This is a genomic window from Gilliamella sp. W8128 (genome assembly GCF_016100545.1).
Lineage (GTDB): Bacteria > Pseudomonadota > Gammaproteobacteria > Enterobacterales > Orbaceae > Gilliamella > Gilliamella apis.
The window spans coordinates 311626-337966 of the sequence record NZ_JACFSE010000001.1 but is presented as its reverse complement, the minus strand read 5'-3'; the positions used below and the strand labels follow the sequence as shown (position 1 = coordinate 337966).

The following is a 26341-nucleotide window of genomic DNA, read 5'->3' as shown; positions in this document are numbered from 1 at the left end:
TTATGCATTACGTGGATTGAGCTTATCAGCATTGATGTCGAACTTTTTAATCGCGTCTTCAACAACACTTGTTTGAATATCACCACGTTTAGCTAGTTCTCCTAATGCGGCAATCACAACATAAGATGCATCGACTTCAAAATGATGACGTAAATTTTCTCGGCTGTCACTGCGACCAAATCCATCAGTACCTAATACTCTGTAGCTTTCTGCGGGTACAAATCCACGAATTTGTTCTGCATAAAGTTTCATATAATCAGTTGAAACAACTGCTGGATTATTATTCATTATTTGAGCAACATAAGGAACTTTCGCTGGTTCACTCGGATGTAACATATTGTAACGTTCACAATCTTGTCCATCTCTAGCTAATTCGGTAAATGAAGTTACACTATACACTTCTGAGCTAATACCGTAATTTTTAGCTAGAATATCTGCAGCTTCACGAACATGACGTAATATTGAACCAGAACCTAATAATTGAACAGTAGGCTTACCTTGTTGTCCTTCAACAGTATCTAACTTATAAATACCACGACGGATACCCTCTTCTGCCCCTTCTGGCATTGCAGGTTGAGCATAGTTTTCATTAAGTGTAGTAATATAATAGTAAACGTTTTCTTGTTCACCATACATGCGACGTAAACCATCTTGCATAATAACAGCAACTTCATATGCATAAGCCGGATCATAAGATACACAGTTAGGGATAGTTAACGCTTGAATATGACTATGACCATCTTGATGTTGTAAGCCTTCACCATTTAAGGTTGTTCGGCCAGAAGTACCGCCGATCATAAAGCCACGCGCTTGTTGATCACCAGCTGCCCACATCAAATCACCAATACGTTGGAAACCAAACATTGAGTAATAGATGTAAAATGGAATCATTGGGTAATCATTAGTGCTGTACGATGTTGCCGCGGCAATCCATGATGCAGTTGCGCCACATTCATTAATGCCTTCTTGAAGAATTTGGCCTTTTTCATCTTCACGATAATAAGCCACTTGTTCTCTATCTTGTGGCGTATATTGTTGACCATGTGGATTATAAATACCGATTTGGCGGAATAAGCCTTCCATCCCAAAGGTACGAGCTTCGTCAGCAAGAATCGGCACTAAACGAGGCGCTAATTCTTTATCTTTTAACATAATGTTAAGTGCACGAACAAAGGCAATTGTGGTTGAAATTTCTTTCGATTGCGCTTCAAGTAATGGTGCAAATTCAGTTAAAGGAGGAATTGAGACAGTTCCTGAGAATTTAGTCAATCTTGACGGCACATAACCATGTAGGGCTTGACGACGTTCATGAATATATTTGTATTCAGGAGTATGTTCTTCAAATTTAATGTAAGGTAATTTTTCAAGTGCATCATCAGTAACTGGAATATTGAAGAAGTCACGAACATGACGAACACCATCCATATTCATTTTTTTCACTTGGTGCGCAATGTTCTTAGCTTCTGCTGCTGCACCCATACCATAACCTTTAATAGTATGTGCTAAAATCACTGTTGGACGATCTTTCGTTTCTTTTGCTCTAGCAAATGCAGCAAACATTTTTTCAGGATCTTGACCACCACGATTAAGTCTGAATATTTCTTCATCAGACATATCTTTTACTAATTCTGCAGTTTCTGGGTATTTACCAAAGAAATGCTCACGAACATAAGCACCATCTTTAGATTTAAAGGTTTGGTAATCACCATCAAGCGTTTCATTCATTAAGCGAATTAATTTTCCTGATTTATCTTTTTGTAATAATTTATCCCAGCGATCACCCCAAAGCACTTTAATTACATTCCAACCCGCACCAGCAAATACGCCTTCTAATTCATTAACAATTTTGCCATTACCGGTAACTGGACCATCTAAGCGTTGTAAATTACAGTTAATGACAAATACTAAGTTATCCAATTTTTCACGTGTAGCAATTGTAATTGCACCTTTTGATTCTGGCTCATCCATCTCGCCATCACCTAAAAATGCGTAAACGGTTTGTTCAGTGGTATCTTTCAATCCACGATGATTCAGATATTTTAAAAAGCGAGCTTGGTAAATAGCGCTAACTGGACCTAATCCCATTGAAACAGTTGGAAATTGCCAAAACTCAGGCATTAATTTTGGATGAGGATAAGATGATAATCCTTTACCATGCACTTCTTGACGGAAATTATCTAATTGTTCTTCGGTTAATCGGCCTTCAATAAATGCCCGAGAATAAATACCTGGAGAGATATGACCTTGGAAATAAATTAAGTCACCACCATCTTTTTCATTGCGAGCACGGAAAAAATGGTTAAAACAGACTTCATAAAATGTCGCTGCAGATTGGAATGATGCCATATGACCACCCAGTTCTAAATCTTTTTTAGAAGCTCGAAGAACCATCATCATTGCATTCCAACGAACAATGGAACGGATGCGTCTTTCAATTTCCCAATCGCCGGGATAAGCAGGCTGATCTTCTACCGGGATAGTGTTTATATAATTACTGGTTGAAGAACCGAAGAGTAAGGGAACGCCTCCATCTCTAGCTTTATTGACAATTTGCTCAATAATATATTGGGCACGTTCGACGCCTTCTTCACGAATAATAGAATCTAAACTTTCCAGCCAATCTTTTGTTTCAACTGGATCGATATCATTCATTTGCATGTCCGACATATAAAAACCTCTTTTTTGTTTTAAAAAATGCAGTTTTTGCTATCCTTAGCTATAACAGACGCCATAACTAAAATTACAAGCTCCAACTTTCGCATTACGGATGCTTTAATGATATCAGTCTGCCATTTTCCATTAAAAAGTAAAGTAAACTGACGGTTATAAAAGAATGTTAATTCCTATTAAATTAATCAACCATTTCAATTATTAATTTGATAAAAATGATAATTATTTGATAAAAATCAAATTTAATTTGTGGGTATAGTAAGAATCTCTTGTTAAGAGTTATACATTGAATATATGATGGTTGTCAAGTTATAGTAAAATCTGCTATATAGATGTAAATTTATTGATAAATTACAACTTAACCAATGTTAGATATGCCAAATAAAGACGTTGTTATTAAACAATTAGGTATGTTGCCTTATCTACAGACTTATCAAGCTATGCACGATTTTACTAATCAGCGTGATGCACAAACTATAGATCAAATCTGGCTTGTTGAGCATTTACCGGTTTTTACTCAAGGTAAAGTAGGTAAACCAGAACATTTACTAACCATTACTGACATTCCAGTGATACAAACTGATCGTGGCGGTCAAATTACCTATCATGGCCCCGGACAGCAAATTATGTATATCTTACTTGATTTAAAAAGGCGTAAAATAGGTATTCGTGATGTCGTCCATTATCTAGAAAATAGTGTTATTCAAACATTAAAACACTTTGGTATTACCGCCTATTCAAAATCAGATGCGCCTGGTGTCTACATCAATCAACAAAAAATCTGCTCACTAGGATTGCATATTAAACATGGATGCACTTTACATGGTTTAGCGTTGAATATTGATATGGATTTAACACCGTTTAATTATATTAATCCGTGTGGTTATGCAGGTTTAAAAATGACTCATATGAAGCATCATATTGCACAAATTGATCGTCAAGAGATTAACCGGTTATTAACTGATAATTTTATTAATCAGTTACCAAACAACTAAGATATTAAATATGCAAAATACTGAAAATCAAATCCGTAGTTCCAAATATCGTGACGCTGATAAAACGCGCCTCATCCCAACCATTACGGTTGAGGAAGTCGCTCCATTAAAAAAACCTGATTGGATGAGAATTAAATTATCTGCACATAACGATAATATTGCCCATATTAAAAACACTATGCGTAAGCATGGATTACATTCAGTGTGTGAAGAAGCATCGTGCCCTAACTTGGCGGAGTGTTTTAATCACGGTACAGCAACTTTTATGATATTAGGCGATATTTGTACTCGCCGTTGTCCTTTCTGTGATGTTGCTCATGGGCGTCCATTACCACCTGACCGTGAAGAACCAAATAAACTTGCATTAACGATTCAAGAGATGAAATTACGTTATGTAGTTATAACATCTGTTGACCGAGACGATTTAAAAGATGGAGGGGCTAGCCATTTTGCATCTTGTACTCAAGAAATTCGAGCATTAAGTCCGAATATTAAAGTCGAAACATTAACACCTGATTTCAGAGGGTGTATTGATGAAGCGGTAGAGGTTTTAAGCGAAAATCCACCAGATGTGTTTAACCATAATTTGGAGAACATTCCTCGTTTATACAAAAAAATTCGTCCTGGAGCTAATTATGAAGGATCGCTAAAATTACTTGCTTCTTTTAAAGAAAGACATCCAGATATTCCAACAAAATCAGGTTTAATGGTTGGATTAGGTGAAACAAATGAAGAACTCATTCAAGTACTAAAAGATTTACGCAGTAATGGCGTGACTATGTTAACTTTAGGTCAGTATCTACAACCGAGTAAATATCATTTACCAGTGGAGCGTTATGTTTCACCTCAAGAATTTGAAGAATTAAAACAGGCTGCTTTAGCAATGGGATTCACCCATGCTGCTTGTGGCCCGTTTGTCCGTTCTTCTTATCATGCCGATTTGCAAGCAATGGGAAAAGAGGTGAAATAAATATCACCTCTTACAAATTTAGCAATTAATTATCAACAACAATAAAGCGACGATTTTCGGTAACAATTTGTAAGAAGATTGGTAAGCTGATTTTTTCGCCTTTCAATTGTTTACCGTTTAAATCATAAATTTTAGACCGCCCAAATGCATCAATAACCACAGTATTATGATCATAAAGCGCAGCAATTTGATTTTCACTACCAGCTAAAATCCATTCCCGATTAGACTGATTAAATAAATTTCGACCCTGACTGTACTGCTGCGCTGGAGTGGTAACATTAAATGCATCTTGCATTAATGTTCTTAAGATATCTGTTTGTGAGGTAATAGTACTAATTTGTTTTATTTCCCTACCTGGCCATGAAATAATCAATGGCACTTTCAATGCCTCACGATTAAAGCTATTTTCAGTATTATGCTGTACTAATTTTTTGGCTTCATCTATTTTTAGATCATTTGAACCAGTAATAATTATTATCGTGTCCTCATATGCATTGGATAATTTTAAATAAGCAATCAAAGATTCTAAATATTGATCGAGTTTTTTAGCCTCTGATTCTAATTCCATTACTGGTATTTTTTTATTTTTATTAGCAAGAGAATATTGTATGACAGAAAATAAAGGCGCATGATTCTCAAGTTTGTTCTGTTCGTCATGCCATGCCATCCAATAATCAGTAGTAAGCTTATTGTTTTGTTTTTTACCATCAGGGATTGAGAAGTTAGACAATAACGCATAACGGTAAAGAGGCTCAGAAAAGCCGTCAGCAGAGAATAAACCGAGGTTATAATGCTGTTTGGTTACTGTATCGAATAAAACCGATGTCTTATGACCAGCAAGGATACTATTATAGTAATTAGGATCTAAACCATAAAATAGTGAGAAATTATTTAAATAAGCCTGACTACTGGCAGCATAATGATTAATAAAATTAATATTCTGATTAGCAAATTCCTTAAGCCAAGGCATATTGTTCGCTAATAATTGATTATTCCAACCATCAATATTGATTATTAAAACATTCTGCTTATTTTGCTTTTCATCAAAACTAATTCGATCCAATGGATACTCAATAGCAATTGCAAATGGATTACCTTCCTGAATAGTTCTATTTCGGTAATCATTTTCGGCAATAAATCCATAACGCTCCAAAAGATGACGGGCAGTTAATGGATAAGAGAGCGGTAAACTTGAACGTTGCATAGTTATTGGGCGATAGAAATTAGCATCAGCCCAAATATGAATTAAATGTGATGAAACAAAACAAAGAATAAAACCGATAACAACTGGTCTAGCATAACGTTTCCGTTTACTTAAGCTACGTAACTTTTTCCAACTCCAAATGGCAAATAATATCTCAATTAAAAGAATAAAAGGAATAAGAATAAAAGCACTATTTAAAAAAGATGTTTTGTCCGAAGTAAATAATTGCCATATAGATAGATTAAGGTGCATTCTAAAATGAGAAAACACTTCAATATCAATCAGAAGTAAACTAATTCCTATTGTAGCGACGACAGTAGCAATGATTCGTTGCCAACGAGAAGAGTGAATAAAAAAGCTTAGTGGAAACAGTAAAATTAAATAGGCTATAAAGGTGAGAAAACTAAAATGTCCTATAGCACTAATGATTGCATAAAAACGACCCATAAAAGTTCGAGGCCAGTCAGCAATTAACAAATATTGACTACCAAGGACAATAACAACAAAAATATTAAATAGGGTAAACCAATGCCCCCAACTGACTATCTGCGAGGTTTGGTCGTCTTTGATATGATTATTTTTGAGTTTGAGCATATTTAATTGTTGTTAGTGGTAGTAATCAAGAAAAACTAAACTAAATTTACCCCACAGTTTAACTGATTTTTAAAAATCTTTCTGTAATTTTTTTATTTGTTAGCACAAAGGGATTGGTTATTTGTTGGCGTTATAATCGATACTTGTTATAATTTAATTTAATAATATAGCTAATAGAAAAGACAATACTTTGGCAATCAAACAACTCAACTCTCAAGAAGTCCAACCTGATATAAATTACATTTTAAATAATAACGATATTAAAACCGATTTATTCAGTGAAGGATTAACAAATGTACTATCATGGCAACCTCGCGTTGCTGCTGCCGTGTCACTATTATGTAAAAATAGTAATACACATTATCGTTCGCGTTTTATGTTACTAAAAGCTTCCGAAAACGAACTTTTTTTCGATCTCCTTAAACAATCCGTAAAACCAAGTTTAACTACTACAACTCTAGGTTATAGTTATTATTTTAGTGAAAATAAAATCACACTAACGCAAGCGAAAAGTAAACAAGATAATTTTGCAGTTCAAGATGATTGTTTAACGGCAACAGTAGTTGATATTGAAAAACTTTTTGGTTGTGTTCGCCAACCAGAAAACAGTCCAGTTAAATTACAAGCGGGATTAGTTCACCAAGCTAATGGTGGCGTTTTAATTTTAGGCTTACGTTCTCTGCTTGCTCAACCACATGTTTGGTCTAAATTAAAACAAATGGTTATGTCGCAAACCTTTGAATGGTTTTCAGCAGATGATTCGCACCCATTACCATTATCGATTCCAGCCATGCCGTTAGATCTACGCATCATCTTAGTTGGTGATAGATTATCTTTAGCTGAATTACAGGAATTTGAACCTGAATTTTATTCATCTTCTATTTATGCTGAATTTGAAAGTGAATTAAAAGTAACTGAACCTCGGCAAATCAATGATTGGATGAATTACTTACAATTTATTAGTCGCCAACTAGCATTACCAAAAATTGAAAAAACAGCTTTTGCTAAAATTTACAAGCATGCAACAAGATATACCGGTGATCAGTATTATCTACCGCTCAGCATTGAGTGGATTCAATCATTATTAATAAATTCATCTTATTTTGTACAAAATGAGAATATTGATACATTAGCAGTCAGCAAAGCTTTAGAACAGCAAACATGGCGAGAAAATTATTTAACCGAGCGATTCCATGATGAATTCTTTACCAATCAAATCATGATTGATACTAAGTCGCAAGTGGTTGGCCAGATTAATGGCTTATCGGTTATTGAGTATCCGGGCTATCCTAAAGCCATCGGCGAACCAACACGTTTAAGCTGTTTAGTTCATTTTGGTGACGGTGAATTGATTGATATCGAACGTAAAACCGATCTTGCAGGTAATATTCATTCGAAAGGAATGATGATTATGCAAGCATTTGTTATGTCGGAGTTTGCCATTAATCATCAACTGCCATTTTCTACATCTTTGGTGTTTGAACAATCATATAGTGAGATTGATGGCGATAGCGCCTCTCTTGCCGGTCTTTGCGCCCTTATTAGTGCACTGTCCAATCAACCTATCGATCAGCAATTAGCGGTCACAGGGTCGGTTGACCAATTTGGTCATGTTCAATCAATTGGTGGCGTAAATGAAAAAATCGAAGGTTTTTTTGCTGTTTGTCAGCATCAAGGTTTAACTGGTCAACAGGGTGTAATTATTCCTGCTAGTAATCAACGTCATTTGAGTTTAAGTGATGAGGTTATTGAGGCTATTAACAATGATAAATTTTCAATTTGGGCTGTAGAACATGTCGCTGAGGCACTCTATTTATTAACCGGTATTCCTTTTAAAGATGAAAACAAAATTAGTCTTTATAAATTGATCCATGCGCGTATGCAATCAATGTTAGTTCAAGATAGAAAACACGATGGTTGGCTCAGTCGCTGGAAAAAAATTGCAAAAAGTAACAATACACAATAAACTGAAACCCAAATTCCATTGATGGAATCAATCAAATATTAATATAAAATTTTACAGATTATAATAATTATTTGTTTTATATTTAATAATTATTTTATATGCAATCATGTAATGACAACAAAATAAAAGGTTTTTTTATGACATTTGAACGTAAATCTTCGTATGATAAAGCAGATTTGATTAAATCAGGCAATAGTGAATTATTTGGTCATGATGGACCTCCATTACCTTCTGATTTAATGCTAATGATGGATCGTGTTATCGAAATGAACGAAGACGGTGGTAGTTTTGGTAAAGGCTATGTTGAAGCTGAATTAGATATTAATCCTGATTTATGGTTTTTTAAATGTCATTTCAAAAATGATCCAGTAATGCCTGGTTGTCTTGGGCTTGATGCATTATGGCAATTAGTCGGATTTTATTTAGGCTGGATTGGTGGTAAAGGTAAAGGTCGGGCACTTGGTGTTGGTGAATTAAAATTAAAAGGCCAAATATTACCTCATAATAAAAAAGTTACTTATAAAATTAATTTTAAACGCGTTATTAACCGTAAATTAATTATGGGTATCGGTGATGGTGAAGTTTATGTTGATGGTAAATTAATTTACGAAGCAACTGATCTTAAAGTAGGATTATTTAAAGATACTTCTGAATTTTAATTCCTGAAAATATAACTCCTTGTTTAGTGTCAGTGATTAACTGAATATTGGCAGGGAGTATTTTTTTATTTGCTATTCTAAAGCTGGCCTATAATGTACTTTTTTCGAAAATTTTTACTCTCATTTGTATTATCCTTAATTGTAATTAGCCAAGTTCAAGCTGATTTTAACGGTAAAGTGGTTAAAGTTATTGATGGTGATACTGTAGATATACTCACGCTAAAAAAACAAAAAATACGCGTTCGTTTGCTTGATATTGATGCACCAGAAAGCCGTCAAGCATATGGTAATGCGTCAAGAAAATATTTAGCTTCATTAATTGCCGGAAAAAATGTTTTTGTTCAAGAAAGCAATAAAGATATCTATCAGCGTACACTAGGAACCATATACCTAGCAAAAATCAATATTAATGCAAAAATGGTAGCAAATGGTTTTGCATGGGCTTATCGCTATAAAGGCGTCGTAAAAAATAAAGATATGTTGAAACTTGAGTCAAAAGCTAAACAAAATAAAAAAGGACTATGGAAAGATAAACATCCTATAGCGCCGTGGGAATTTCGTTATCGTAATAAATGATTTTAAATTTTTTATTTTTTACTAGATAACATAGCTTCAAATGGTTGTAATGTTTCTTTTGTCTGATTATAACCTTCCCCTTGTTTTTCAGCTGGAATCGCCGAAAACAGTTATTTGGATAATTCTAAATTTTGCTCAATCAAAGCCGTTTGTCGTTAATTAAGTTCATCATCAGATACTATCCACTTTATCAAAATAAGTTTTACAATTTTCAATTAATTCAGCCATACAGACCGTAGATAAACCAAATGAAGTTAAAAATAGGACTTATTTTTTTGAATCTTTATTTCTAAATCACTAATTTTATAAAATTAAAATTTTATTGATGTTATCGGGATAATATAAGAATGAAGAATGGAATAAGGTAAGTTCTATAATAGAAGAGAATCTTACCAGTAAAAAATTACTGGCAAGATTAAACAATCAGTTAGATGATTGTAACATCAGCAGCAGCTGGACCACGAGCACTATCTTGGATAGAAAATTCTACTTGTTGACCTTCGCCTAGAGTTTTAAAACCATCACCAGAAATCGCAGAGAAGTGAACAAACACATCTTTACTTCCGTCTGAAGGAGAAATAAAACCAAAACCTTTACTTTCATTGAACCATTTAACTTGACCAGTTTTTTTAGACATAATAATCTTCCTATAAATAAATAAATTAATCTCTACCATAAAAGGCAATACTTGAAAACATAAAACCTAGACTACTTATTAACAAAGAGAAGACAAGACTGAAGAAAACTAATACAAACGTGATTAAAGTAAACTACAAACTGCATAAATCTAAATGTTACAAAATAAATCTGCATGTAATATGCTGGCGACTATTAACTCATAAATAGATGAACAATACAAGCAATGTTTTTTTTAATTTGTAAATTTTCCTAACATGATTAGTAACCAATTGTTATTAATCATGTTAATTTTTTTATTTTTCTGCTAATTCTTTAGATTTTTTAATAGCAGCATCTACAGCCTCAATGATGGCAGCCCTAAATCCTTTTGCCTCTAACATTTGTACACCTTCAATTGTCGTACCAGCGGGTGAACAAACCATATCTTTTAACTCGCCAGGATGCTTACCAGTTTCAAGTAGCAATTTTGCCGAGCCCAATACTGCCTGTGCGGCAAATTTATACGCTTGTTTTCTAGATAAACCACCTTTAACTGCTCCATCAGCAAGCGCTTCAATAAACATAAACACAAAAGCGGGAGAGGAACCACTTGCTCCTACTACGGCATCAATTAAATATTCAGGTACGACTTCTGTTTCACCGATACAATTTAATAATTTCTGCACAATAGCTAATTCTTCATCACTAACTTCTGTATTAGGTGTGATTGAACACATAGCGGCATTGACTAATGCTGGAGTATTTGGCATGACTCTCACTATTTTTTGCTCATAACCAACACATTTCGCTATAGTTTTAATTGTTACACCAGCTGCAATGGAGATAACAATAGTATTCTTTTTTAATTCTTTTTGAATATCACTTAATACATCAGCAATAATGTTAGGTTTGACGGCAACAAAGACAATATCCGATTCTCGTGCCACATCCCTTGCCGAAGCCAAATTATTAATTGAGTAAGACTGATTTAAAGCTTGGCCTTTTTCAAGGTGAGGGTCATAAACATAAATTTGCGAGCCAGGTACAATATTACTTACCAAAATACCTTGTAAAATAGCATTCCCCATGTTACCTATACCGATAAAACCTATACGCTGTTCCATTTATTTACACCTTTATCAAAAAAGTCAGTTGGATAATTATAGTACATTTTTCAATAAATACTCAAAGTTTGCTATTTAGTTTTACCCGATAAATGTTTTTGAGAAAATGATCTAATATTTAATGCTAGCTCCGATAAAAAGTTATGATCAAAGTTGGTTGGATACTTACCCTCTTTTCGCTTTAATAAATATACTACTTGTTCCGCTGTTAATCTAAAGTTTTCACTTAATAACTCTATCCCATTGATTTTTCGATTATTATATATGTTCTCATATTGAGAGTATTGGCTATCTTTTACCATTTTAGCTTTAGCCTGATGAATTTGATATAAACGCCAGTCCTGATAACAACTCATATCAAACTTTTTAGATAAAATATATCCCCAGTCAGTCTGTTTTACATCAGGAAAACGGCTTAAAACGCTATCTATTGGAAGCCCACAACTTATAATAAATTGGTTATTCATTTTTTTAATTTGTTTGACTTGCAATTTTAGTTTATGCTTTAGTAAATGGGTCACTATATACGCTGACTCATTATACATTCGACAAAATATCCCACTATCCTTGATAAAGTATATTGCTAAAGATTGTTCTGTTAATTTAATTTTATCTTCAATATTCATTACTAATTATTTTCACTGTATATTTTTTAAGTAGATGACATGACGAACCTTACCGTGCTATGCACAATAAGGTTCGTAATACATTTGTTACTAAATTCAATGCTTGGTGTGCTACGCACTACAAGCTTACTAATTGATATACTAATATGCATTTACACATGCAACTCTGATATTTGGATAAGTAGCAGGATAGGCATGAACAATACCACTACCTCCACCTAAAACACTTGGATCTACATAATATGGATTTCCATTAACATATACATCACTACTCCAATAGCCATGCCAATAAAGCCAATCACTATCTATATATTCACCTTCATCAGTATAAGTCATCCCCCATTCGTTAAAAATGCCACCAACCCATTGTGATTGAGTATTTTTATAACTAATGCGTCGTTGATATTCAAAATGATTAAAATTAGGTATACCTTCATGCCAGTCTGCACTATTACCATTGCTATAATCTCGAACACTAGGTAACCGATAGGCGCCTAACTGCTGACAATAAATTTTAGCAGTCTCAAAGGTTGTATTGACCTCCCCTTTTTCTCTTGGTCCTTCAGAATTAGCGATATACCAACGAGATAGATTAAAACTATACAATAGCTGTTTTTTTGCATTATCAGCATAAATTTTAAATAATGATGGTGAAAATATTTTAGATGCTGATTTATGATTAGGGCCAAGTAATTTAATATTTAGAACATTATTACTTTTAGGTGTTAATAATAAAGAAACACCATTTCCTGATATCGGCGAAATAGTTGTACCATTAACTAATATCACTTGTTGAGAAGTTACTCCCTCAAGTATTAGTTCAAAATCTAAACCATGTGAACCAGTAGTCGGAAAATTGCTATCAGGAATTGCAATATTTTGACGTTTAAAACCTTTATTTGCATCCCATTGTTCAGGAGGACCTAAAAAAACTCCTGTACCATTTAAAATACTTGGTTTTGCATAACATGCTTTCGGTGAATTTGTAGAAATATAATAACTATGGCTACCTCCATTAAAATTACCTTGATTAGGAATACCATAATTAGTAACTAAAATTCCATCATCTACAGTAATTGTTAATTTATAAGGAGATTTACAAGCGTCTAAATCACTATTTGGATTTGATTTGATAAACTCAGTTATATCCTCACCTAATGAGTTCTGCCATTTCACATTTAAATTGCCAGTAATAATATTCAATTGATCTCCATCATTATCCGCCCAAAAATCATTAGTTAATATTATATTAGACAACCCCACTGACGGATATTTATCATGAGGCAAATAAGTATTAATATCACTAAATACTGGAGATACTTTATTTATAAATATTGGATTTGAAGGTGTTGATCTATCCTCTACAGAATTTATTACCTTATTTTCTGGTAATGTTATTGATATTAATGGTAAGACGGAATCCGTAGCTGTATATCCTCCGTCAAAACTAATATAAGGGCTACTACCATGTACCACATTCGCAGTTTGGGAAGTTAAAGCAAATACCTCTTCTATCATTAATAAGTTTAGTGATAGTAAGATAAATAATGCAATTGAAAATTTTCGCTTATTTTCCCCCCTTTTTTGCAATATGAAGCAAAATTTATAAATTTTGTCGCTCAGAAAGCTACTGAATAAAAAATAGATGTTAGAATTAAATATTGAAAATAGATATGTATTAAATTTTGAAACTATCTTTTTTTGTAAAAATAACGGGAATTCAATTAAAATTCTATAAAAAGAAGAAACTAAACTCGATGAAGGATTATGGCTGGCTGGCTGGCTGGCTGGCTGGCTGGCTGGCTGGCTGGCTGGCTGGCTGGCTGGCTGGCTGGCTGGCTGGCCTCTAAACAACTGTATTTTAACATATTTTCAGTCCTTTGTCATAATGTTAATTTTACGACTTGATCAAATTTTCATAAACTATTCGATTCATGAATTATAATTAAATTTGCAAAATCCAGCAAACTCGATTTGTTAAATTTTGTTAAGATTCTTAAAGTTGCTATTTTTCCCCACTCATCACTTTCATTCCACTTTTTTGACCAGTCTGCATTAACGACAATATTTGTTTTATTTTACCTTCACTAATTAAATTACTCACTGCAGGTGTATTAATAAGCACTTCGAATATCGCTTTGCGAGTATCATTATATGGGATTAGTTTTTGACAGATAATTGCTTGTAAACTACTAGATAATTGAGTTCGTATTAACTCACGTGATCCGTATTCAAATACATCAATTATACGATTAATAGTTTCAATTGCTGAATTAGTATGTAGAGTAGCAAAAACTAAATGCCCAGTTTCAGCAGCAATTAATGCGGCTTGAATCGTAGTTTTATTACGTAATTCACCGAACATAATAATATCAGGATCTTGTCTTAATAAGCTATCAATTGCTTCACTAAAATGTGAGATTTCTCTTTGCTGAATTAGAGACTTTTCATTTTGATAAATAAACTCAATGGGATCTTCTAATGTAATAATATGTTTAGCTGCAATCTGATTAATATATTGAATTAAAGCCGCTAACGTTGTTGATTTCCCACTACCAGTTGCACCGGTAACTAAAATAATTCCTGATTCTACATTTACCAGTTTTTTCAATATTTCCGGTGCCTCAATTTCACATAAAGTTGGGATTTGTTGGTTAATAATTCTAAATACAGCTGAAATTCCCCGTTGTTGATAGAAAATATTCACCCTAAATCTTCCCACATTCTCAAGATAATAAGCAAAATCAATCTGCTGATGTTGTTGTAAAGTTACTTTTTGATCATCATCGAGTAAATTTAATAAATCAATTTTTAGCTTAACTGGTGATAATTTATCACTTGAGATAAATTTCAATTTTCCATTAATGCGAATGCACGGTACTTCACCACTAGAAAGATGCAAATCAGAGGCTTTTTGCGTTACACTAAAGGCCAACATTGAATTTAACATTATTTTTAACTAACCACTCTTTAATTGGGAATTCAAATGAACACAGTACATGACAATTTAATAACAATTAAAAACAAAATTAACAAAATTGCTCTAGATTGCGGTCGAGATCCCAAATCAATCGAACTTATTGCAGTTAGTAAAACCAAACCTGTAGAATTAATCTCACAAGCGATAAATGCTGGTCAATTATCATTTGGGGAAAATTATGTTCAAGAAGGTGTTGAGAAGATTGCACACTTTAAACAAAGTATGCCTGATTCCCCTATTGTTTGGCATTTTATCGGTCCATTACAATCGAACAAGACTAAATTAGTAGCTGAAAATTTTGATTGGATGCATACCATTGATCGTTTCAAAATTGCCCAACGTCTTGATTCACAGCGCCCGACAGAAATGGATAAATTAAATGTTCTTATTCAGGTAAATATCAGCAATGAACAGACCAAATCTGGCGTTGCAATAGATGAAGTAGCTGATTTGATAAAACAGATTATTACATTACCGAATTTAAGACTACGCGGTTTAATGGCTATCCCTGAGATTGAAAATGATTTTGCTAAACAATTTGCTGTTTTTAAACAGATGAATCAGCTTTTGGAATCTTTAAAAACTGATTATCCATTTTTAGATACATTATCTATGGGGATGTCTGGTGATATGCAAGCTGCTATTGAGGCTGGAAGTACAATGGTTCGTATTGGCAGCGCAATTTTTGGTGCCAGACAATATGTATGATATATTGCTGAGCAAGTTATATTTTAGGAGTAATCAATGATATCGTTAATCTTCTTAGGAAGGGCTATTTTAACTATTTGCTTATACGTCGTTATTCTACGGTTGTGGATGCAACAAGCAAGAGTCAATTTTTATAATCCGTTTACCCAGTTCATTGTGCGTATTACCCAACCGGTAATTGGTCCGTTACGTAGATTAATTCCATCTATCGGGCGTATTGATACAGCAACCTGGCTCGTTTTTTATCTGATTGCATTACTTAAAGTTATGTTTATCTACCGGTTTGAAGGCATTGATGCACCTATTTGGAGCCCTTATTATCTTTTATTTGCTTTAGCTGCCATGGTACATGCTTTTGGACATTTATTATTTTGGTTATTATTCTTTAGGGCTATCTTAAGTTGGGTTAGTCGAGGCCAATCAGTCGCAGATGAATTGCTTGCTCAGCTAACCGAACCTTTAATTGCACCAATTCGCCGAATTATCCCACCAATTGGCATGATTGATCTTTCATTTATGGTAGTTGTTTTTATATTGATGTTTTTGAATTTATTGGCAATCGATCTTCTCGGTAATTTGTGGCTGGCATTCTAAAAATTAAAAGAGAGCCTATGCTCTCTTTTAAATAATATGATCTTCCCAGAAAATAACATCCTTTTCATAAACAATTCTATTTTTAACCGATATTTTTAACTTATGCATTAATTTTTTATTACCGACAATCAGCGGATGCCATTCTGGTAATACTCCTGTTTCGGAAAAATAACGATAAGTACAAGTTTTTGGTAACCATTCGATTGTCAGTAAATTTTCCCGTGTTAATTTTATGCAATCAGGTTCATAATCAAAACGGGTATGATAATGCTTACATTGACAAGTATTTGAATCAAGCAAATTACAGGCAACATTCGTATATAGGATTTCATCAGTATCTTCGTCCATTAATTTATTCAGACAACACTGACCACAACCATCACAAAGTTGTTCCCATTCATCATCACTCATCTGATCTAAGGTTTTATGTTCCCAAAAAGGTTCAATCATACTTTAAAATCATCTTCATTTAACATTTGTAAAAAAAATCCATCCTCTTTGATCTTTTCTTCAATTTCATTTGCTGTTCCAACAACAAAGCGCCTTTTACCATCAAGCAATACTTTCATAACAAAGACTGGCGCACCAAAAATTGACATTATCTTTTCCGGTATATGTGAAAAATCATTTTCACATTCCATATATAAATAACAGTTTTCTTTTTTGCTACTTCTATAGATATAACACCACATCATAAAATTACATCTTACCTCTCAATTATTTCAGGCTATTTTGTAAATAAACTCCAGCACCAAATAATCCTGGATCTTTATGCGTTATGACATAAACAGGAATTTTTTTAACTAAAAAAGACATACGACCTTTGTGTTCAAATGCTTCTCTAAATGGTGATGATTTAAAAAATTCGATGAATCGAGGAACAATACCGCCCGCAATATACACACCGCCTTGGGTATTAAGTGTTAAAGCCAAATTACCCCCAAATCGTCCCATAAAAGTACAGAAATAATTTAAAGTAGCTAAGCAAATAGGACAACTATTAGACAATGCTTTATTAACGATTATATCTGGCGTGATATCTTCAATCGGTTGATTATTAATTTGTAATAATGCTTGATAGATATTAACAATACCATTACCAGATAGAAATCTTTCTGAAGATACCCGACCAAATTTGTTACGTAACTGTTGTAAAATTCGATCTTCTTCTTCATTAACCATTGGTAATTCAGTATGTCCACCTTCACCGGATAAACTAAGCCAATGTTCGTTTAATTTAATTAAATGTGAAACGCCTAAACCCGTTCCTGCACCATAGATTGCTATTGGATAATTAAGATTAGCTTCACCACCACCAACTTTTATCACATCATCTGATGATAATCGAGGGATGGAATACGACACTGCAGTGAAATCATTGATAACTTCAAGCTTAGTTAAATTCAATTCTCTAATCAATTCAGAGCGAGAAAATGACAAATTATTATTCGTCATTTCAATTAAATCACCTTCATTAATTGGACATGCTATAGCAATACAAGCCATCTCAATAGTTACAGATTGTGATGTTAAATAAGTCTTAATCAAATTAAGCAATACATCATCTTTTGAAATGAGGATTTTAGTTATCGCTGATAATTCATTACTATCTAAATTATAAAGTGCAAATCGGGCATTGGTTCCACCAATATCAGTAACTAGTGCATATTTACTCATGTTATTCCCTTTTAAAAAATAAAATCTTTCTAGATAAACACTAATTTAATCAATTCAATTAATGCTATAACATAATGAGTAATATTATGGACTATTTAGATTGATTTAACTAGATTGCTTTAACTGAATTCACTAATGGAATTATTGCCGCTAACAAAATGTTAGCGGATGATATTTAGAATTTGAAGGAAATAACCTACTATAACCACTTTTTAACTTTAAAGTAAATGTAAGGGGCAATGCCTGCTAGTAACATCAATAATAAGGATAAAGGATAGCCATATTCCCACTTCAGTTCAGGCATGTTTTCAAAGTTCATTCCATAAGCCGATGCAACCACTGTTGGTGGTAAGAATACGACCGAAACAACTGAGAAAATTTTAATTATTCGGCTTTGTTCAATATTGATAAAACTGGTAGCCGCTTGCATCAAAAAGTTTACTTTTTGGAACAAAGATTCATTATGTGGTACTAATGATTCAATATCTCGTATTACTTCTCGTGCTTGTTCTAACTGATCTGTAGGCATTTTTGCTCGGCGCACTAAATAATTAACCGCACGTTGACTATCCATCAAACAAAGTCGTACTTTCCAAGCAGTATCTTCTAATTCAGCTAAAGATGTAATTGCCTCATCATAATGTTCCTGAGATGAACGATCCATAATAATTAAGCTTAACTCTTCAAGCTCGCTATAAATATTTTCGATCTGATCGGCTAATTGCTCAACTTTAACTTCAAATAAATCCAATAATACTTCGTATGGATTACCATCATTCATGCCTTGATAACGTGAACGCATTCGGTATAGACGGAAAGCAGGTAAATCACGTTCACGCAATGTAAATAAGCGACCATTGTGTATCGTAAATGCTACTGTTGAGTTACCGGCTCGGTCTTCCGCATCTTCATAAAAGAAGAATGAGTGAACATGTAGTCCTTCATTATCTTCGAAAAAACGGGCTGATGCCTCAATATCATCAAGTTCAATACTTGTTGCTAGATTTTGACCTAAATTGGTCAAAATGACTTCACGATCTGCTTCTTCTGGTTCAATTAAGTCAATCCAGATCGCATTTTTAATATCGCCTTCATTAATTTTTACTAATTGTTTGTTTTTTAATCCAAACGCATTAATCATAAGGCCTCCAGGAGAAAAAATGTTTAAGATATAATATCTACAAATGGCAGGCATTATACTCGTTATAGTAAAAAATTCCTATGATAAAGCGAATCTTTCTGTATTTTAAAATTTTGGATACTTAATTCCAAATTTAAATTAAATTCGGTGATGTTAATTAAGTCTCATGATACAATAATACATATCAAATATTTATGTAATTGTTAGGAGTGTATAATGGCAAATAGAGGTATTAATAAAGTCATTTTAGTAGGGAATTTAGGTCAAGATCCAGAAGTTCGGTACATGCCAAACGGTAACGCTGTCGCAAATTTTAGTGTTGCTACATCAGAAACTTGGAAAGATAAACAAACTGGTGAAAACCGAGATCGTACCGAATGGCATCGCGTTGTTGTATTTGGTAAATTAGCTGAAATTGCTGGCGAATATGTTAAAAAAGGTACTCAAGTTTATTTAGAAGGACAATTACAAACTCGTAAATGGCAAGACCAAGCGGGTAATGATCGTTATTCTACTGAAGTAGTGATCAATGCTGTAGGTGGAACACTACAAATTTTAGGCTCTCGTTCAGGAGATAGTTTTAATGATGGCTCACAAAACTGGGGACAAAGTGCTAATAATACTTCGTCTGCTCCAAGTACACCACGTCCTTCAACAGCAAATGAACCAGCAGCTAGTCAACCAACTATGCCTGAACCACCAATGGATTTCGATGACGATATTCCATTTTAATAGTTATTTATTCAATTCTATATTACCTAGGCGTATAAATTACGCCTTTTTTCAATCCATATTCATACATACTTTTCGCAAATAATGACAACTTATAGTGTTTAACTTTTCTTAAAACCTGTGTTAGCACGGTAAAGATCAGGTGTAACTCCTGCGATATTTTTAAACATAGTAATAAAAGCGGATACTGAACTATAACCAACAGAAAATGCGATATCTTGAATCGATTTATCTTGTTCTAAAAGCGAGATACTATACAAAAATCGTAACCGTTGCCGCCACATTCTAAATGACATACCTAATTTTTGTTGGCAACGTCTTGCAAGGGTTCGTTCAGTTGTAAATACTGTTTGAGCCCACTGTTCAAGAGTCTTATTATTAGCTGGATCTAATTCTAACTCTTTTAAAATAGGAGCTAAATATTTATCGTTCGAACTTGGCAAATAGAATGTAAGGTTAGATTCCATTAAGAGCTGATCGATTAACACTTGTCCTAAACGAAGAGGTGGCGGTATGTCATTTATCGGCATTATATTAGCACAAAACTTAAAAGCACCATTGTTTAAAATAAAGGCTTCAGATAAAGATTCATAACTAACCAGTACTGCGCTAATATTTATTTAGTTTTCACCTAACTTAATGTATCTTTTTTATATATTTCATCTATACTTAATTAGAACTTTTATTACAATTTGGATTGAAGTTATGTTGGAACTTATACAAACAGTCGGTTTTGGTTTAATTCTGTTTATTCCATTAACTAATCCGTTAACTACCGTTGTACTGCTATTAGGTCTATCTGGCGATATGACCAATGAGGAACGTAATTACCAGTCAAAAATGACTTGTATTTATGTTTTCATCATCATGATTGTTTCATTTTATTGTGGACAATTGGTCATGAGCACATTCGGTATATCTATCCCTGGTTTACGTATCGCTGGAGGCATGATTGTTGGCATTATCGGTTTTAGAATGCTTTTTCCTCAACAACCCTCGCATAAAACATTAGAAGCAGATGCAAAAAAGAAAGAAGTATCCAATAATATCGCTTTTGTACCACTTGCAATGCCAAGTACTGCTGGGCCGGGAACCATTGCTATGATAATCAGTATGGCTTCCACTGTAAAAAGTGGTGGATATAATGTATCGACTTGGGTTGTTTATACTTCGTCAATACTTGTACCTTTATTATTATGTATTATTTTATGGTTCTGTATGCGTAGTGCTGGTAGCATAATGCGCTTTATGGGTAAAAGTGGTATTGAAGCCACATCAAGAATAATGGGCTTTTTACTGGTCTGTGTTGGTACACAATTTATTATAAATGGAGTTAAAGAATTAATATTAAACTTCCCAAATATTTGAGGAAGGCTATTTTTTTATTACGAATTTTTACCGTATTGGTTAACTAAAGATTTGGGATATTTTTTATCATTTCTACTCGCATCAAATAATCATATAGAGGTAAAAGCTGTTTAAAACCTTTAGCAAGTTTATTCGGTAAATCACCATTTAGGACATCTTCAATATGATTATTGGTTACCATTACAGCAATATTCTTTCGATTGTACCATGTCGATAATTTTTCATCTTGATCTTTAATTAATGGTCTTTTATACATTTCCCCTACTAATTCAAATGGTTTTTTAACACAATTAACTACCGCCAAAAATTTAGAAGGGTCATTTAATATTTCTTCTCTAAAGATATCCATAGTAGTTTTTGAAGCACAATAATAACCTAAACCATATCTATAGCTATCTGGACCAATTTCAAAAAAATAGGCTGGAGCTTCTTTCCAATCACGATTAGGGCGTTTAAACGTCAACCATAAACGACTACGGTATAATGACTTATCTTTAGAAAATCGCGTATCACGATGAATTCGTGAAATTGTTTTACCTATAGCTGGACGTGTTTCAAACCATTCATCAATTTTAAGCATGGTTGGTGTTAGTTGCTCAACCAATAATCGAAAAGGTTTGATCAAATCATTGTCATAAATTGATCTATTCTCTTCAAACCAAACTCTACTATTGTTAATCCAAGCATCTTGTAAAAAATTTAACCCTTCTTGAGTAAAGCCAGTAAAATTTGCCATATATTACTCCTGATATAATGCTCTAACTTTATCTAAGTCCTCTTGGGTATCAACCCCAATAGCTGGAGCTTGTTTGGCCACCGCTACATGTATTTTCTCACCATACCAAAGAACTCTTAATTGTTCTAACATTTCTATCTGTTCTAAAGCAGAAGGTGCCCATTGAATATATTGACGAATAAAACCCGCACGATATGCATAAATACCAATGTGACGTAGGTAAAAATCACCAATCGAATCAAGTTGATGTTGTTCACTCAATTTAGCAAAACGATCACGCTCCCACGGAATAGTCGCCCGTGAAAAATAGAGTGCATAACCATCTTTATCCATAACCACTTTTACAGCACCTGGATTAAATGCTTCTTCAACAGAATCAATCGGTACAGCTAAAGTTGCCATGCCGGTTTTATAATTCACTAAATTATCAGCAACTTGATCAATAATAATCGGTGGAATTAATGGTTCATCACCTTGAACGTTTACAATAACTTCATCGTCAGCCAGTTGAAAAGTATTAATGACTTCAGCTAAACGTTCAGTTCCTGAGTTATGCTTATCACTCGTTAAAACGACCTCACCACCATAACTTTGCACTACATTAAAAACTTGTTGGTTATCAGTCGCAATGATGACTCGACTAGCCGATGATTTTTGCGCTTGTTCCATTACTCGAATTATCATCGGTTTGCCATGAATATCAGCAAGTGGTTTTCCCGGTAAACGGCTGGAAGCATATCTAGCAGGAATAATTACTGTAAAACTCATAAAATTACCTCAAAACTTTAATTATTCTTTATCACAATTAGATTGATTTAATGGTTTTGCCTCACTGGCTAATAACACCGGAATACCATCTTTAATCGGGTAAGCCAACTGATCCTTTTGACAATTTAATTGTTGGTGTTGCTTATCGTATTCTAATTGTCCATGGCATTTAGGACAAGCAATAGCACTTAATAACAGTTGTTTCATTTTTTTTCTCTTTGTAATTTTCTTTCTACAAATAGTGAGTAAATCTTTTCAATAGCCTGATCGGGTATCGTAGCATCAATTGGTAAATACCACCAATTAGGTAATGCAAATTGTCGACATTTCACTGCATCTTTTTCGGTCATTAAAAGTGTTTGATTACTTGCAGCAACTTTCTCTAATAATGGCAAGCTAAAATTTTGATGATCGGCAAAAGATTCAGTATGTAACAAATCTGCATTCATTTTAATTAACATATCGAAGAATCGCTTTGGATTACTAATACCAGCAATAGCACAAATATGATGTAATGCCGATAACTGGCTTTTTTCATTAGTCAGTAGATTTACCGCGTAACTAGGGGTTAGTTGCATAGTATAAGTTTTATCTGGATACTGATTTGATATATCGCCTAAACTGTCACCATTTATCATAATTAAGTCTACTGATTTCAACCGATTTATTCGCTCTCTCATCGGGCCAGCTGGGATCCACCAACCGTTTCCGAATAGTCTCTTACCATCAACGACTACGATCTCAATATCACGAGCTAATGCATAATGCTGTAAACCATCATCAGTTAAAACAACATCCAATTGATATGATTTTAATAATTCTTTAACTGCCTCGACTCGCTTAGGTGCGACCGCAATTGGTACTTGAGTTCTTTGATAAATTAAAATTGGTTCGTCACCAGCCTGCGCAGTGGTAGTATTTTCATCTAAAATTAATGGATAATGGTCGGATTTTCCACCATAACCACGAGAGACTAATCCAACCTTCAGACCTTTAGCCTTTAAAGCTTCAATTAAACTAATTGCCAGAGGCGTTTTACCATTACCTCCTGCTGATAAATTACCAATGACAATAATGGGAACTGGCGATTGCCATGCTTTGAATATACCAAACTTGTATAATTGACGACGAATAAAGCTAATACATCCATACAATAATGAAAATGGCAACAACAACCAAAATGATTTATTTTTACCATACCATAATTTCTCAATCATAACTTTATTATGCTCGCTAGTTCCAATAATTTTATTTTTATATAGTGAATGAATATATAATTTGTACACCATATTAACAATAATTCTATTTTACTCATAAAATGATAAACTACCAAACCAATCATGATACCATCTTGGATTGATATCTTGTCGCATCGTTTTCTGTTGCCATGATGTTGGATAAAAAAATAAACTAATCTGCCCTTCCTTGCCTGTAATATAATAATTAATATTTAGCGCTTTATAACGATTAGTTATCTTATTTGAAGGCAATCGCCATGGGTTATAACGTGATGTTGAAGTTAGCGCATTAGAGGGATTAACATAATTTAAGAATGGATAACTTGATGAAGTAGTACTACCATGATGCGGAGTTTGTAGAATGGTTGAGTGTAGATTGCGTTTATATTTAACCACTAAATCATATTCTTGTTTACGTTCTAAATCGCCAGTCAATAACACTGAAAATTGACCATCAGTAATTTGTATTACACATGAATCGCCGTTATTAGGATCGCTCACTAATTTGGTCGGCCATAACACATTAAAGCGTAAATGTTTCCAATAAAAATTATGATCAGCTAAACAGTTATAATCATTACTCAAATTAGTAGATGAACTCATTAACCATGCATTAGGATAACGTTGTTGTAAATAGCTTAAGCCACCGATATGATCATTATGACTATGGCTAATAATAATTCCTTCAACGTTCAAATTATGCCATTGTAAAAAAGGGATAATTACTTGCTCTGCAGCTGAACTATCTTCCCATTTTGCGCCAGTATCATACAAAATAGCTGATTTACCATTGTGAATTACAATCGCCAATCCATGCCCAACATCCAACATATCAACTCTCCATAGATAATCGGGTTGTTTATAAATTGGTGAAAATAACATTGTTATAATAATCACAATAGTAAAGCTAAAACGACGCCAAAATTCTATCCGAATAATGATTATAGTTATCCAACCAATACCACTAAACAAATAAAAATCCGCTGGTATATTTAGCCATAAAATATTTAAATATTCTAAGCAATAAAAAAGCCATTCTAGTGAAGTTTGCGCAACAAACCATAACCATAAAGCAAGATAAAAACAGTCCATTAAACTAAATAATAATGCCAATAAAATCGCAGGAAAGGTGATTAACGAAACAATAGGAATGGCAATTAAGTTAGTTAACAACGCAACAACACTTATACCATGGAAAATAAATAATTGGATAGGAAGCAATAATAATATTAAACCAAATTGTAAATGTAATAATCTAATGAAGTACCATCGTTTTTTATTTTTTAACGTGCTAGCTAGTGGCAACCATTCAAATAAAAAAATCAAGCTAACCACAGCATAACAGGACATCCAAAAACTTTCAGATAGTATCATTAGCGGATCAAAAATTAATAATAACGCTATAATACGGTTAGTTTTCTGCCATGCGCTAATGTGATTATTTTTATAGCGCAAGTATATCCAAATTGATAAAGCTAAAATAGCACGTAATGCTGGAGGATTAAAACCAGTCAACCATGTATAACATAACGTTGTTAACCAACCAATTAATATGGGTAACAATAAATGGTTGTAGCGTTGTGGTAAAAAAAAGACAAATCCTTTTAGCAAAAAACTACTAATATAGAATACTAACAGAATATGCATTCCTGAAATTGCCATTAAATGAGCAACACCGGTTTGCATCATAGTTAAACGATTATGATCAGAAATCTGTGAACGGTCACCAAATCCTAATGCTAATAAAATTCCTCGATAACTAAACAAATTAATATAAGCTAAACATTTATCAGCAATACTTTGTCGAATATTTAAATTTTTTTCGAGTAAAACTGATTTAATAACTTTCGCTTTTAACAAAGTATGATTAGCAATCGCAAAACGTTGTTTATCAAATGATCCTTCATTTAAATTACTATGCGTCACTTTGGTTTTTATTGTTAATTGCCAAATTTGCCCTGCTTTAATTAAATCAGATTGTTGCCAATAAATAATAACAGGTACTGGTGATGATAAAATCTGATCTGAAATTTTTAAAATGGAAAATTTTGCATAATATGGATTTGTTTGTTTTTGGGAGTAAATTTGAGTATTAATAGTTTCAACTTTTGCAGTAACGACTAATGTCTGGTCAATATATGGTTCAATTAGACTTAAGTATTGTTTTGCATTTGCTGTAGACCAGAGAAAGCTTAATATAAACACAGCAATCAAACAAAAATAGTAATGACGTCGTATCGGCCATACTAAAATAATAACAATGAATACTCCAGCCAGAACAAACCAACTCGTTTCAGAGGGCAATGATGGCAAAAACATTAATGGCACACATCCTAAGGTAAATACAATTGCCATTAAATCTATTGAACCGTAGTGCCGCATCAATTTCTACATATT

At 33.4% G+C, this 26341-nt stretch carries 27 protein-coding genes; 10 read left to right on the top strand and 17 right to left on the bottom strand.

All coding sequences use genetic code 11. The features are described 5' to 3' along the window. Window positions 1–2667, bottom strand: a complete 2667-nt coding sequence (aceE, locus tag H3U97_RS01540; RefSeq protein WP_198197732.1) for a pyruvate dehydrogenase (acetyl-transferring), homodimeric type — start codon at window positions 2665–2667, stop codon at window positions 1–3. 377 nt (window positions 2668–3044) lie between these two features. Between aceE and lipB the strand changes: the two genes are divergently transcribed. Together lipB and lipA are read left to right on the top strand one after the other, a co-directional pair. Beyond that, window positions 3045–3665 carry a lipoyl(octanoyl) transferase LipB gene (lipB, locus tag H3U97_RS01535; RefSeq protein ID WP_198197730.1) on the top strand — a complete coding sequence of 207 codons (621 nt, stop codon included), beginning with the start codon at window positions 3045–3047 and terminating at the stop codon, window positions 3663–3665. A gap of 10 nt (window positions 3666–3675) precedes the next feature. Then, the gene (lipA, locus tag H3U97_RS01530; RefSeq protein ID WP_198197728.1) at window positions 3676–4635 is read left to right on the top strand and encodes a lipoyl synthase; all 960 of its coding nucleotides are present in this window, start codon (window positions 3676–3678) and stop codon (window positions 4633–4635) included. Window positions 4636–4660: 25 nt separating this feature from the next. On the opposite strand, the gene H3U97_RS01525 is transcribed toward lipA, so the two are convergent. Then, window positions 4661–6433: a DUF3413 domain-containing protein gene (locus H3U97_RS01525; protein WP_198197726.1), complete on the bottom strand. Its 1773-nt coding sequence runs from the start codon at window positions 6431–6433 to the stop codon at window positions 4661–4663. A 190-nt stretch (window positions 6434–6623) separates the two neighbouring features. Here H3U97_RS01525 and H3U97_RS01520 point away from each other — a divergent pair, with 190 nt between their 5' ends. The 3 genes from H3U97_RS01520 to H3U97_RS01510 all read left to right on the top strand — a co-directional run bounded on the left by H3U97_RS01520 (window position 6624) and on the right by H3U97_RS01510 (window position 9634). After that, window positions 6624–8399: a Lon protease family protein gene (locus H3U97_RS01520; protein WP_198197724.1), complete on the top strand. Its 1776-nt coding sequence runs from the start codon at window positions 6624–6626 to the stop codon at window positions 8397–8399. Between the two features lie 137 nt (window positions 8400–8536). After that, window positions 8537–9058 (top strand): bifunctional 3-hydroxydecanoyl-ACP dehydratase/trans-2-decenoyl-ACP isomerase, encoded by a 522-nt coding sequence (gene fabA / locus H3U97_RS01515; protein ID WP_065579250.1) that lies wholly within the window; start codon window positions 8537–8539, stop codon window positions 9056–9058. Window positions 9059–9151: 93 nt separating this feature from the next. Next, the gene (locus tag H3U97_RS01510; RefSeq protein ID WP_086361774.1) at window positions 9152–9634 is read left to right on the top strand and encodes a thermonuclease family protein; all 483 of its coding nucleotides are present in this window, start codon (window positions 9152–9154) and stop codon (window positions 9632–9634) included. Window positions 9635–10061: 427 nt separating this feature from the next. Here H3U97_RS01510 and H3U97_RS01505 read toward each other — a convergent pair whose 3' ends face one another. From H3U97_RS01505 to H3U97_RS01490, 4 genes are all read right to left on the bottom strand, one after another. Then, window positions 10062–10271, bottom strand: a complete 210-nt coding sequence (locus H3U97_RS01505; RefSeq protein ID WP_065579252.1) for a cold shock domain-containing protein — start codon at window positions 10269–10271, stop codon at window positions 10062–10064. Between the two features lie 295 nt (window positions 10272–10566). Continuing rightward, window positions 10567–11376: a pyrroline-5-carboxylate reductase gene (gene proC / locus H3U97_RS01500; RefSeq protein WP_198197722.1), complete on the bottom strand. Its 810-nt coding sequence runs from the start codon at window positions 11374–11376 to the stop codon at window positions 10567–10569. A 71-nt stretch (window positions 11377–11447) separates the two neighbouring features. Next, window positions 11448–12002 (bottom strand): hypothetical protein, encoded by a 555-nt coding sequence (locus H3U97_RS01495; RefSeq protein ID WP_198197720.1) that lies wholly within the window; start codon window positions 12000–12002, stop codon window positions 11448–11450. 141 nt (window positions 12003–12143) lie between these two features. Next, a complete protein-coding gene (locus H3U97_RS01490) occupies window positions 12144–13520 on the bottom strand; it encodes a hypothetical protein (protein WP_198197718.1) in 1377 nt (458 codons plus the stop codon). A 167-nt stretch (window positions 13521–13687) separates the two neighbouring features. Here H3U97_RS01490 and H3U97_RS01485 point away from each other — a divergent pair, with 167 nt between their 5' ends. Beyond that, window positions 13688–13852: a hypothetical protein gene (locus H3U97_RS01485; protein ID WP_198197716.1), complete on the top strand. Its 165-nt coding sequence runs from the start codon at window positions 13688–13690 to the stop codon at window positions 13850–13852. A 155-nt stretch (window positions 13853–14007) separates the two neighbouring features. Here H3U97_RS01485 and H3U97_RS01480 read toward each other — a convergent pair whose 3' ends face one another. Further along, a complete protein-coding gene (locus H3U97_RS01480) occupies window positions 14008–14952 on the bottom strand; it encodes a type IV pilus twitching motility protein PilT (RefSeq protein ID WP_086320068.1) in 945 nt (314 codons plus the stop codon). Window positions 14953–14988: 36 nt separating this feature from the next. Between H3U97_RS01480 and H3U97_RS01475 the strand changes: the two genes are divergently transcribed. Both H3U97_RS01475 and H3U97_RS01470 read left to right on the top strand, forming a co-directional pair. Beyond that, window positions 14989–15690 carry a YggS family pyridoxal phosphate-dependent enzyme gene (locus tag H3U97_RS01475; protein ID WP_065613303.1) on the top strand — a complete coding sequence of 234 codons (702 nt, stop codon included), beginning with the start codon at window positions 14989–14991 and terminating at the stop codon, window positions 15688–15690. 36 nt (window positions 15691–15726) lie between these two features. Beyond that, window positions 15727–16284: a YggT family protein gene (locus H3U97_RS01470; protein ID WP_065579258.1), complete on the top strand. Its 558-nt coding sequence runs from the start codon at window positions 15727–15729 to the stop codon at window positions 16282–16284. A gap of 27 nt (window positions 16285–16311) precedes the next feature. Here H3U97_RS01470 and H3U97_RS01465 read toward each other — a convergent pair whose 3' ends face one another. From H3U97_RS01465 to corA, 4 genes are all read right to left on the bottom strand, one after another. Beyond that, complete coding sequence (locus H3U97_RS01465; protein ID WP_086320071.1) at window positions 16312–16734, bottom strand: YcgN family cysteine cluster protein; 423 nt, start codon at window positions 16732–16734, stop codon at window positions 16312–16314. Continuing rightward, a complete protein-coding gene (locus tag H3U97_RS01460; RefSeq protein ID WP_081298923.1) occupies window positions 16731–16979 on the bottom strand; it encodes a YcgL domain-containing protein in 249 nt (82 codons plus the stop codon). Before H3U97_RS01460 ends, H3U97_RS01465 begins: the two co-directional genes overlap by 4 nt. A 22-nt stretch (window positions 16980–17001) precedes the next feature. Then, window positions 17002–17961, bottom strand: a complete 960-nt coding sequence (locus H3U97_RS01455; RefSeq protein ID WP_198197712.1) for a glucokinase — start codon at window positions 17959–17961, stop codon at window positions 17002–17004. Between the two features lie 199 nt (window positions 17962–18160). Beyond that, window positions 18161–19102, bottom strand: a complete 942-nt coding sequence (corA, locus tag H3U97_RS01450; protein WP_065613307.1) for a magnesium/cobalt transporter CorA — start codon at window positions 19100–19102, stop codon at window positions 18161–18163. Between the two features lie 216 nt (window positions 19103–19318). Between corA and ssb the strand changes: the two genes are divergently transcribed. After that, window positions 19319–19834 carry a single-stranded DNA-binding protein gene (gene ssb / locus H3U97_RS01445; protein ID WP_065613309.1) on the top strand — a complete coding sequence of 172 codons (516 nt, stop codon included), beginning with the start codon at window positions 19319–19321 and terminating at the stop codon, window positions 19832–19834. 101 nt (window positions 19835–19935) lie between these two features. Here ssb and H3U97_RS01440 read toward each other — a convergent pair whose 3' ends face one another. Then, a complete protein-coding gene (locus H3U97_RS01440) occupies window positions 19936–20301 on the bottom strand; it encodes an AraC family transcriptional regulator (RefSeq protein ID WP_198215730.1) in 366 nt (121 codons plus the stop codon). Between the two features lie 238 nt (window positions 20302–20539). Between H3U97_RS01440 and H3U97_RS01435 the strand changes: the two genes are divergently transcribed. Next, the gene (locus H3U97_RS01435) at window positions 20540–21202 is read left to right on the top strand and encodes a MarC family NAAT transporter (protein ID WP_133052222.1); all 663 of its coding nucleotides are present in this window, start codon (window positions 20540–20542) and stop codon (window positions 21200–21202) included. 43 nt (window positions 21203–21245) lie between these two features. Here the strand turns inward: H3U97_RS01435 and H3U97_RS01430 are convergent, their stop codons facing one another. The 5 genes from H3U97_RS01430 to H3U97_RS01410 all read right to left on the bottom strand — a co-directional run bounded on the left by H3U97_RS01430 (window position 21246) and on the right by H3U97_RS01410 (window position 26299). Then, on the bottom strand, window positions 21246–21938 hold the full coding sequence (locus H3U97_RS01430; RefSeq protein ID WP_198197710.1) for a DUF2461 domain-containing protein: 693 nt from the start codon (window positions 21936–21938) through the stop codon (window positions 21246–21248). Window positions 21939–21941: 3 nt separating this feature from the next. Further along, on the bottom strand, window positions 21942–22706 hold the full coding sequence (gene kdsB, locus H3U97_RS01425) for a 3-deoxy-manno-octulosonate cytidylyltransferase (protein ID WP_065579265.1): 765 nt from the start codon (window positions 22704–22706) through the stop codon (window positions 21942–21944). 21 nt (window positions 22707–22727) lie between these two features. After that, window positions 22728–22913, bottom strand: a complete 186-nt coding sequence (locus H3U97_RS01420) for a Trm112 family protein (RefSeq protein WP_086360439.1) — start codon at window positions 22911–22913, stop codon at window positions 22728–22730. Beyond that, window positions 22910–23923, bottom strand: coding sequence for a tetraacyldisaccharide 4'-kinase (gene lpxK, locus H3U97_RS01415; protein WP_198197709.1), 1014 nt, complete (start codon window positions 23921–23923; stop codon window positions 22910–22912). The genes H3U97_RS01420 and lpxK overlap by 4 nt, the downstream gene beginning before the upstream one ends. Before the next feature lie 90 nt (window positions 23924–24013). Next, entirely contained in the window at window positions 24014–26299 is a 2286-nt protein-coding gene (locus H3U97_RS01410) for a DNA internalization-related competence protein ComEC/Rec2 (RefSeq protein WP_198197708.1), read from the bottom strand. Window positions 26300–26341 lie beyond the last annotated feature (42 nt).

What these genes read in the sequence shown, in the direction of transcription:
- aceE (WP_198197732.1), bottom strand. Translation starts at nt 2,667, where the DNA reads ATGTCGGACATGCAAATGAATGATATCGATCCAGTTGAAACAAAAGAT.
- lipB (WP_198197730.1), top strand. Translation starts at nt 3,045, where the DNA reads ATGCCAAATAAAGACGTTGTTATTAAACAATTAGGTATGTTGCCTTAT.
- lipA (WP_198197728.1), top strand. Translation starts at nt 3,676, where the DNA reads ATGCAAAATACTGAAAATCAAATCCGTAGTTCCAAATATCGTGACGCT.
- H3U97_RS01525 (WP_198197726.1), bottom strand. Translation starts at nt 6,433, where the DNA reads ATGCTCAAACTCAAAAATAATCATATCAAAGACGACCAAACCTCGCAG.
- fabA (WP_065579250.1), top strand. Translation starts at nt 8,537, where the DNA reads ATGACATTTGAACGTAAATCTTCGTATGATAAAGCAGATTTGATTAAA.
- H3U97_RS01510 (WP_086361774.1), top strand. Translation starts at nt 9,152, where the DNA reads ATGTACTTTTTTCGAAAATTTTTACTCTCATTTGTATTATCCTTAATT.
- H3U97_RS01505 (WP_065579252.1), bottom strand. Translation starts at nt 10,271, where the DNA reads ATGTCTAAAAAAACTGGTCAAGTTAAATGGTTCAATGAAAGTAAAGGT.
- proC (WP_198197722.1), bottom strand. Translation starts at nt 11,376, where the DNA reads ATGGAACAGCGTATAGGTTTTATCGGTATAGGTAACATGGGGAATGCT.
- H3U97_RS01495 (WP_198197720.1), bottom strand. Translation starts at nt 12,002, where the DNA reads ATGAATATTGAAGATAAAATTAAATTAACAGAACAATCTTTAGCAATA.
- H3U97_RS01490 (WP_198197718.1), bottom strand. Translation starts at nt 13,520, where the DNA reads ATGATAGAAGAGGTATTTGCTTTAACTTCCCAAACTGCGAATGTGGTA.
- H3U97_RS01480 (WP_086320068.1), bottom strand. Translation starts at nt 14,952, where the DNA reads ATGTTAAATTCAATGTTGGCCTTTAGTGTAACGCAAAAAGCCTCTGAT.
- H3U97_RS01475 (WP_065613303.1), top strand. Translation starts at nt 14,989, where the DNA reads ATGAACACAGTACATGACAATTTAATAACAATTAAAAACAAAATTAAC.
- H3U97_RS01470 (WP_065579258.1), top strand. Translation starts at nt 15,727, where the DNA reads ATGATATCGTTAATCTTCTTAGGAAGGGCTATTTTAACTATTTGCTTA.
- H3U97_RS01465 (WP_086320071.1), bottom strand. Translation starts at nt 16,734, where the DNA reads ATGATTGAACCTTTTTGGGAACATAAAACCTTAGATCAGATGAGTGAT.
- H3U97_RS01460 (WP_081298923.1), bottom strand. Translation starts at nt 16,979, where the DNA reads ATGATGTGGTGTTATATCTATAGAAGTAGCAAAAAAGAAAACTGTTAT.
- H3U97_RS01455 (WP_198197712.1), bottom strand. Translation starts at nt 17,961, where the DNA reads ATGAGTAAATATGCACTAGTTACTGATATTGGTGGAACCAATGCCCGA.
- corA (WP_065613307.1), bottom strand. Translation starts at nt 19,102, where the DNA reads ATGATTAATGCGTTTGGATTAAAAAACAAACAATTAGTAAAAATTAAT.
- ssb (WP_065613309.1), top strand. Translation starts at nt 19,319, where the DNA reads ATGGCAAATAGAGGTATTAATAAAGTCATTTTAGTAGGGAATTTAGGT.
- H3U97_RS01440 (WP_198215730.1), bottom strand. Translation starts at nt 20,301, where the DNA reads ATGGAATCTAACCTTACATTCTATTTGCCAAGTTCGAACGATAAATAT.
- H3U97_RS01435 (WP_133052222.1), top strand. Translation starts at nt 20,540, where the DNA reads ATGTTGGAACTTATACAAACAGTCGGTTTTGGTTTAATTCTGTTTATT.
- H3U97_RS01430 (WP_198197710.1), bottom strand. Translation starts at nt 21,938, where the DNA reads ATGGCAAATTTTACTGGCTTTACTCAAGAAGGGTTAAATTTTTTACAA.
- kdsB (WP_065579265.1), bottom strand. Translation starts at nt 22,706, where the DNA reads ATGAGTTTTACAGTAATTATTCCTGCTAGATATGCTTCCAGCCGTTTA.
- H3U97_RS01420 (WP_086360439.1), bottom strand. Translation starts at nt 22,913, where the DNA reads ATGAAACAACTGTTATTAAGTGCTATTGCTTGTCCTAAATGCCATGGA.
- lpxK (WP_198197709.1), bottom strand. Translation starts at nt 23,923, where the DNA reads ATGATTGAGAAATTATGGTATGGTAAAAATAAATCATTTTGGTTGTTG.
- H3U97_RS01410 (WP_198197708.1), bottom strand. Translation starts at nt 26,299, where the DNA reads ATGGCAATTGTATTTACCTTAGGATGTGTGCCATTAATGTTTTTGCCA.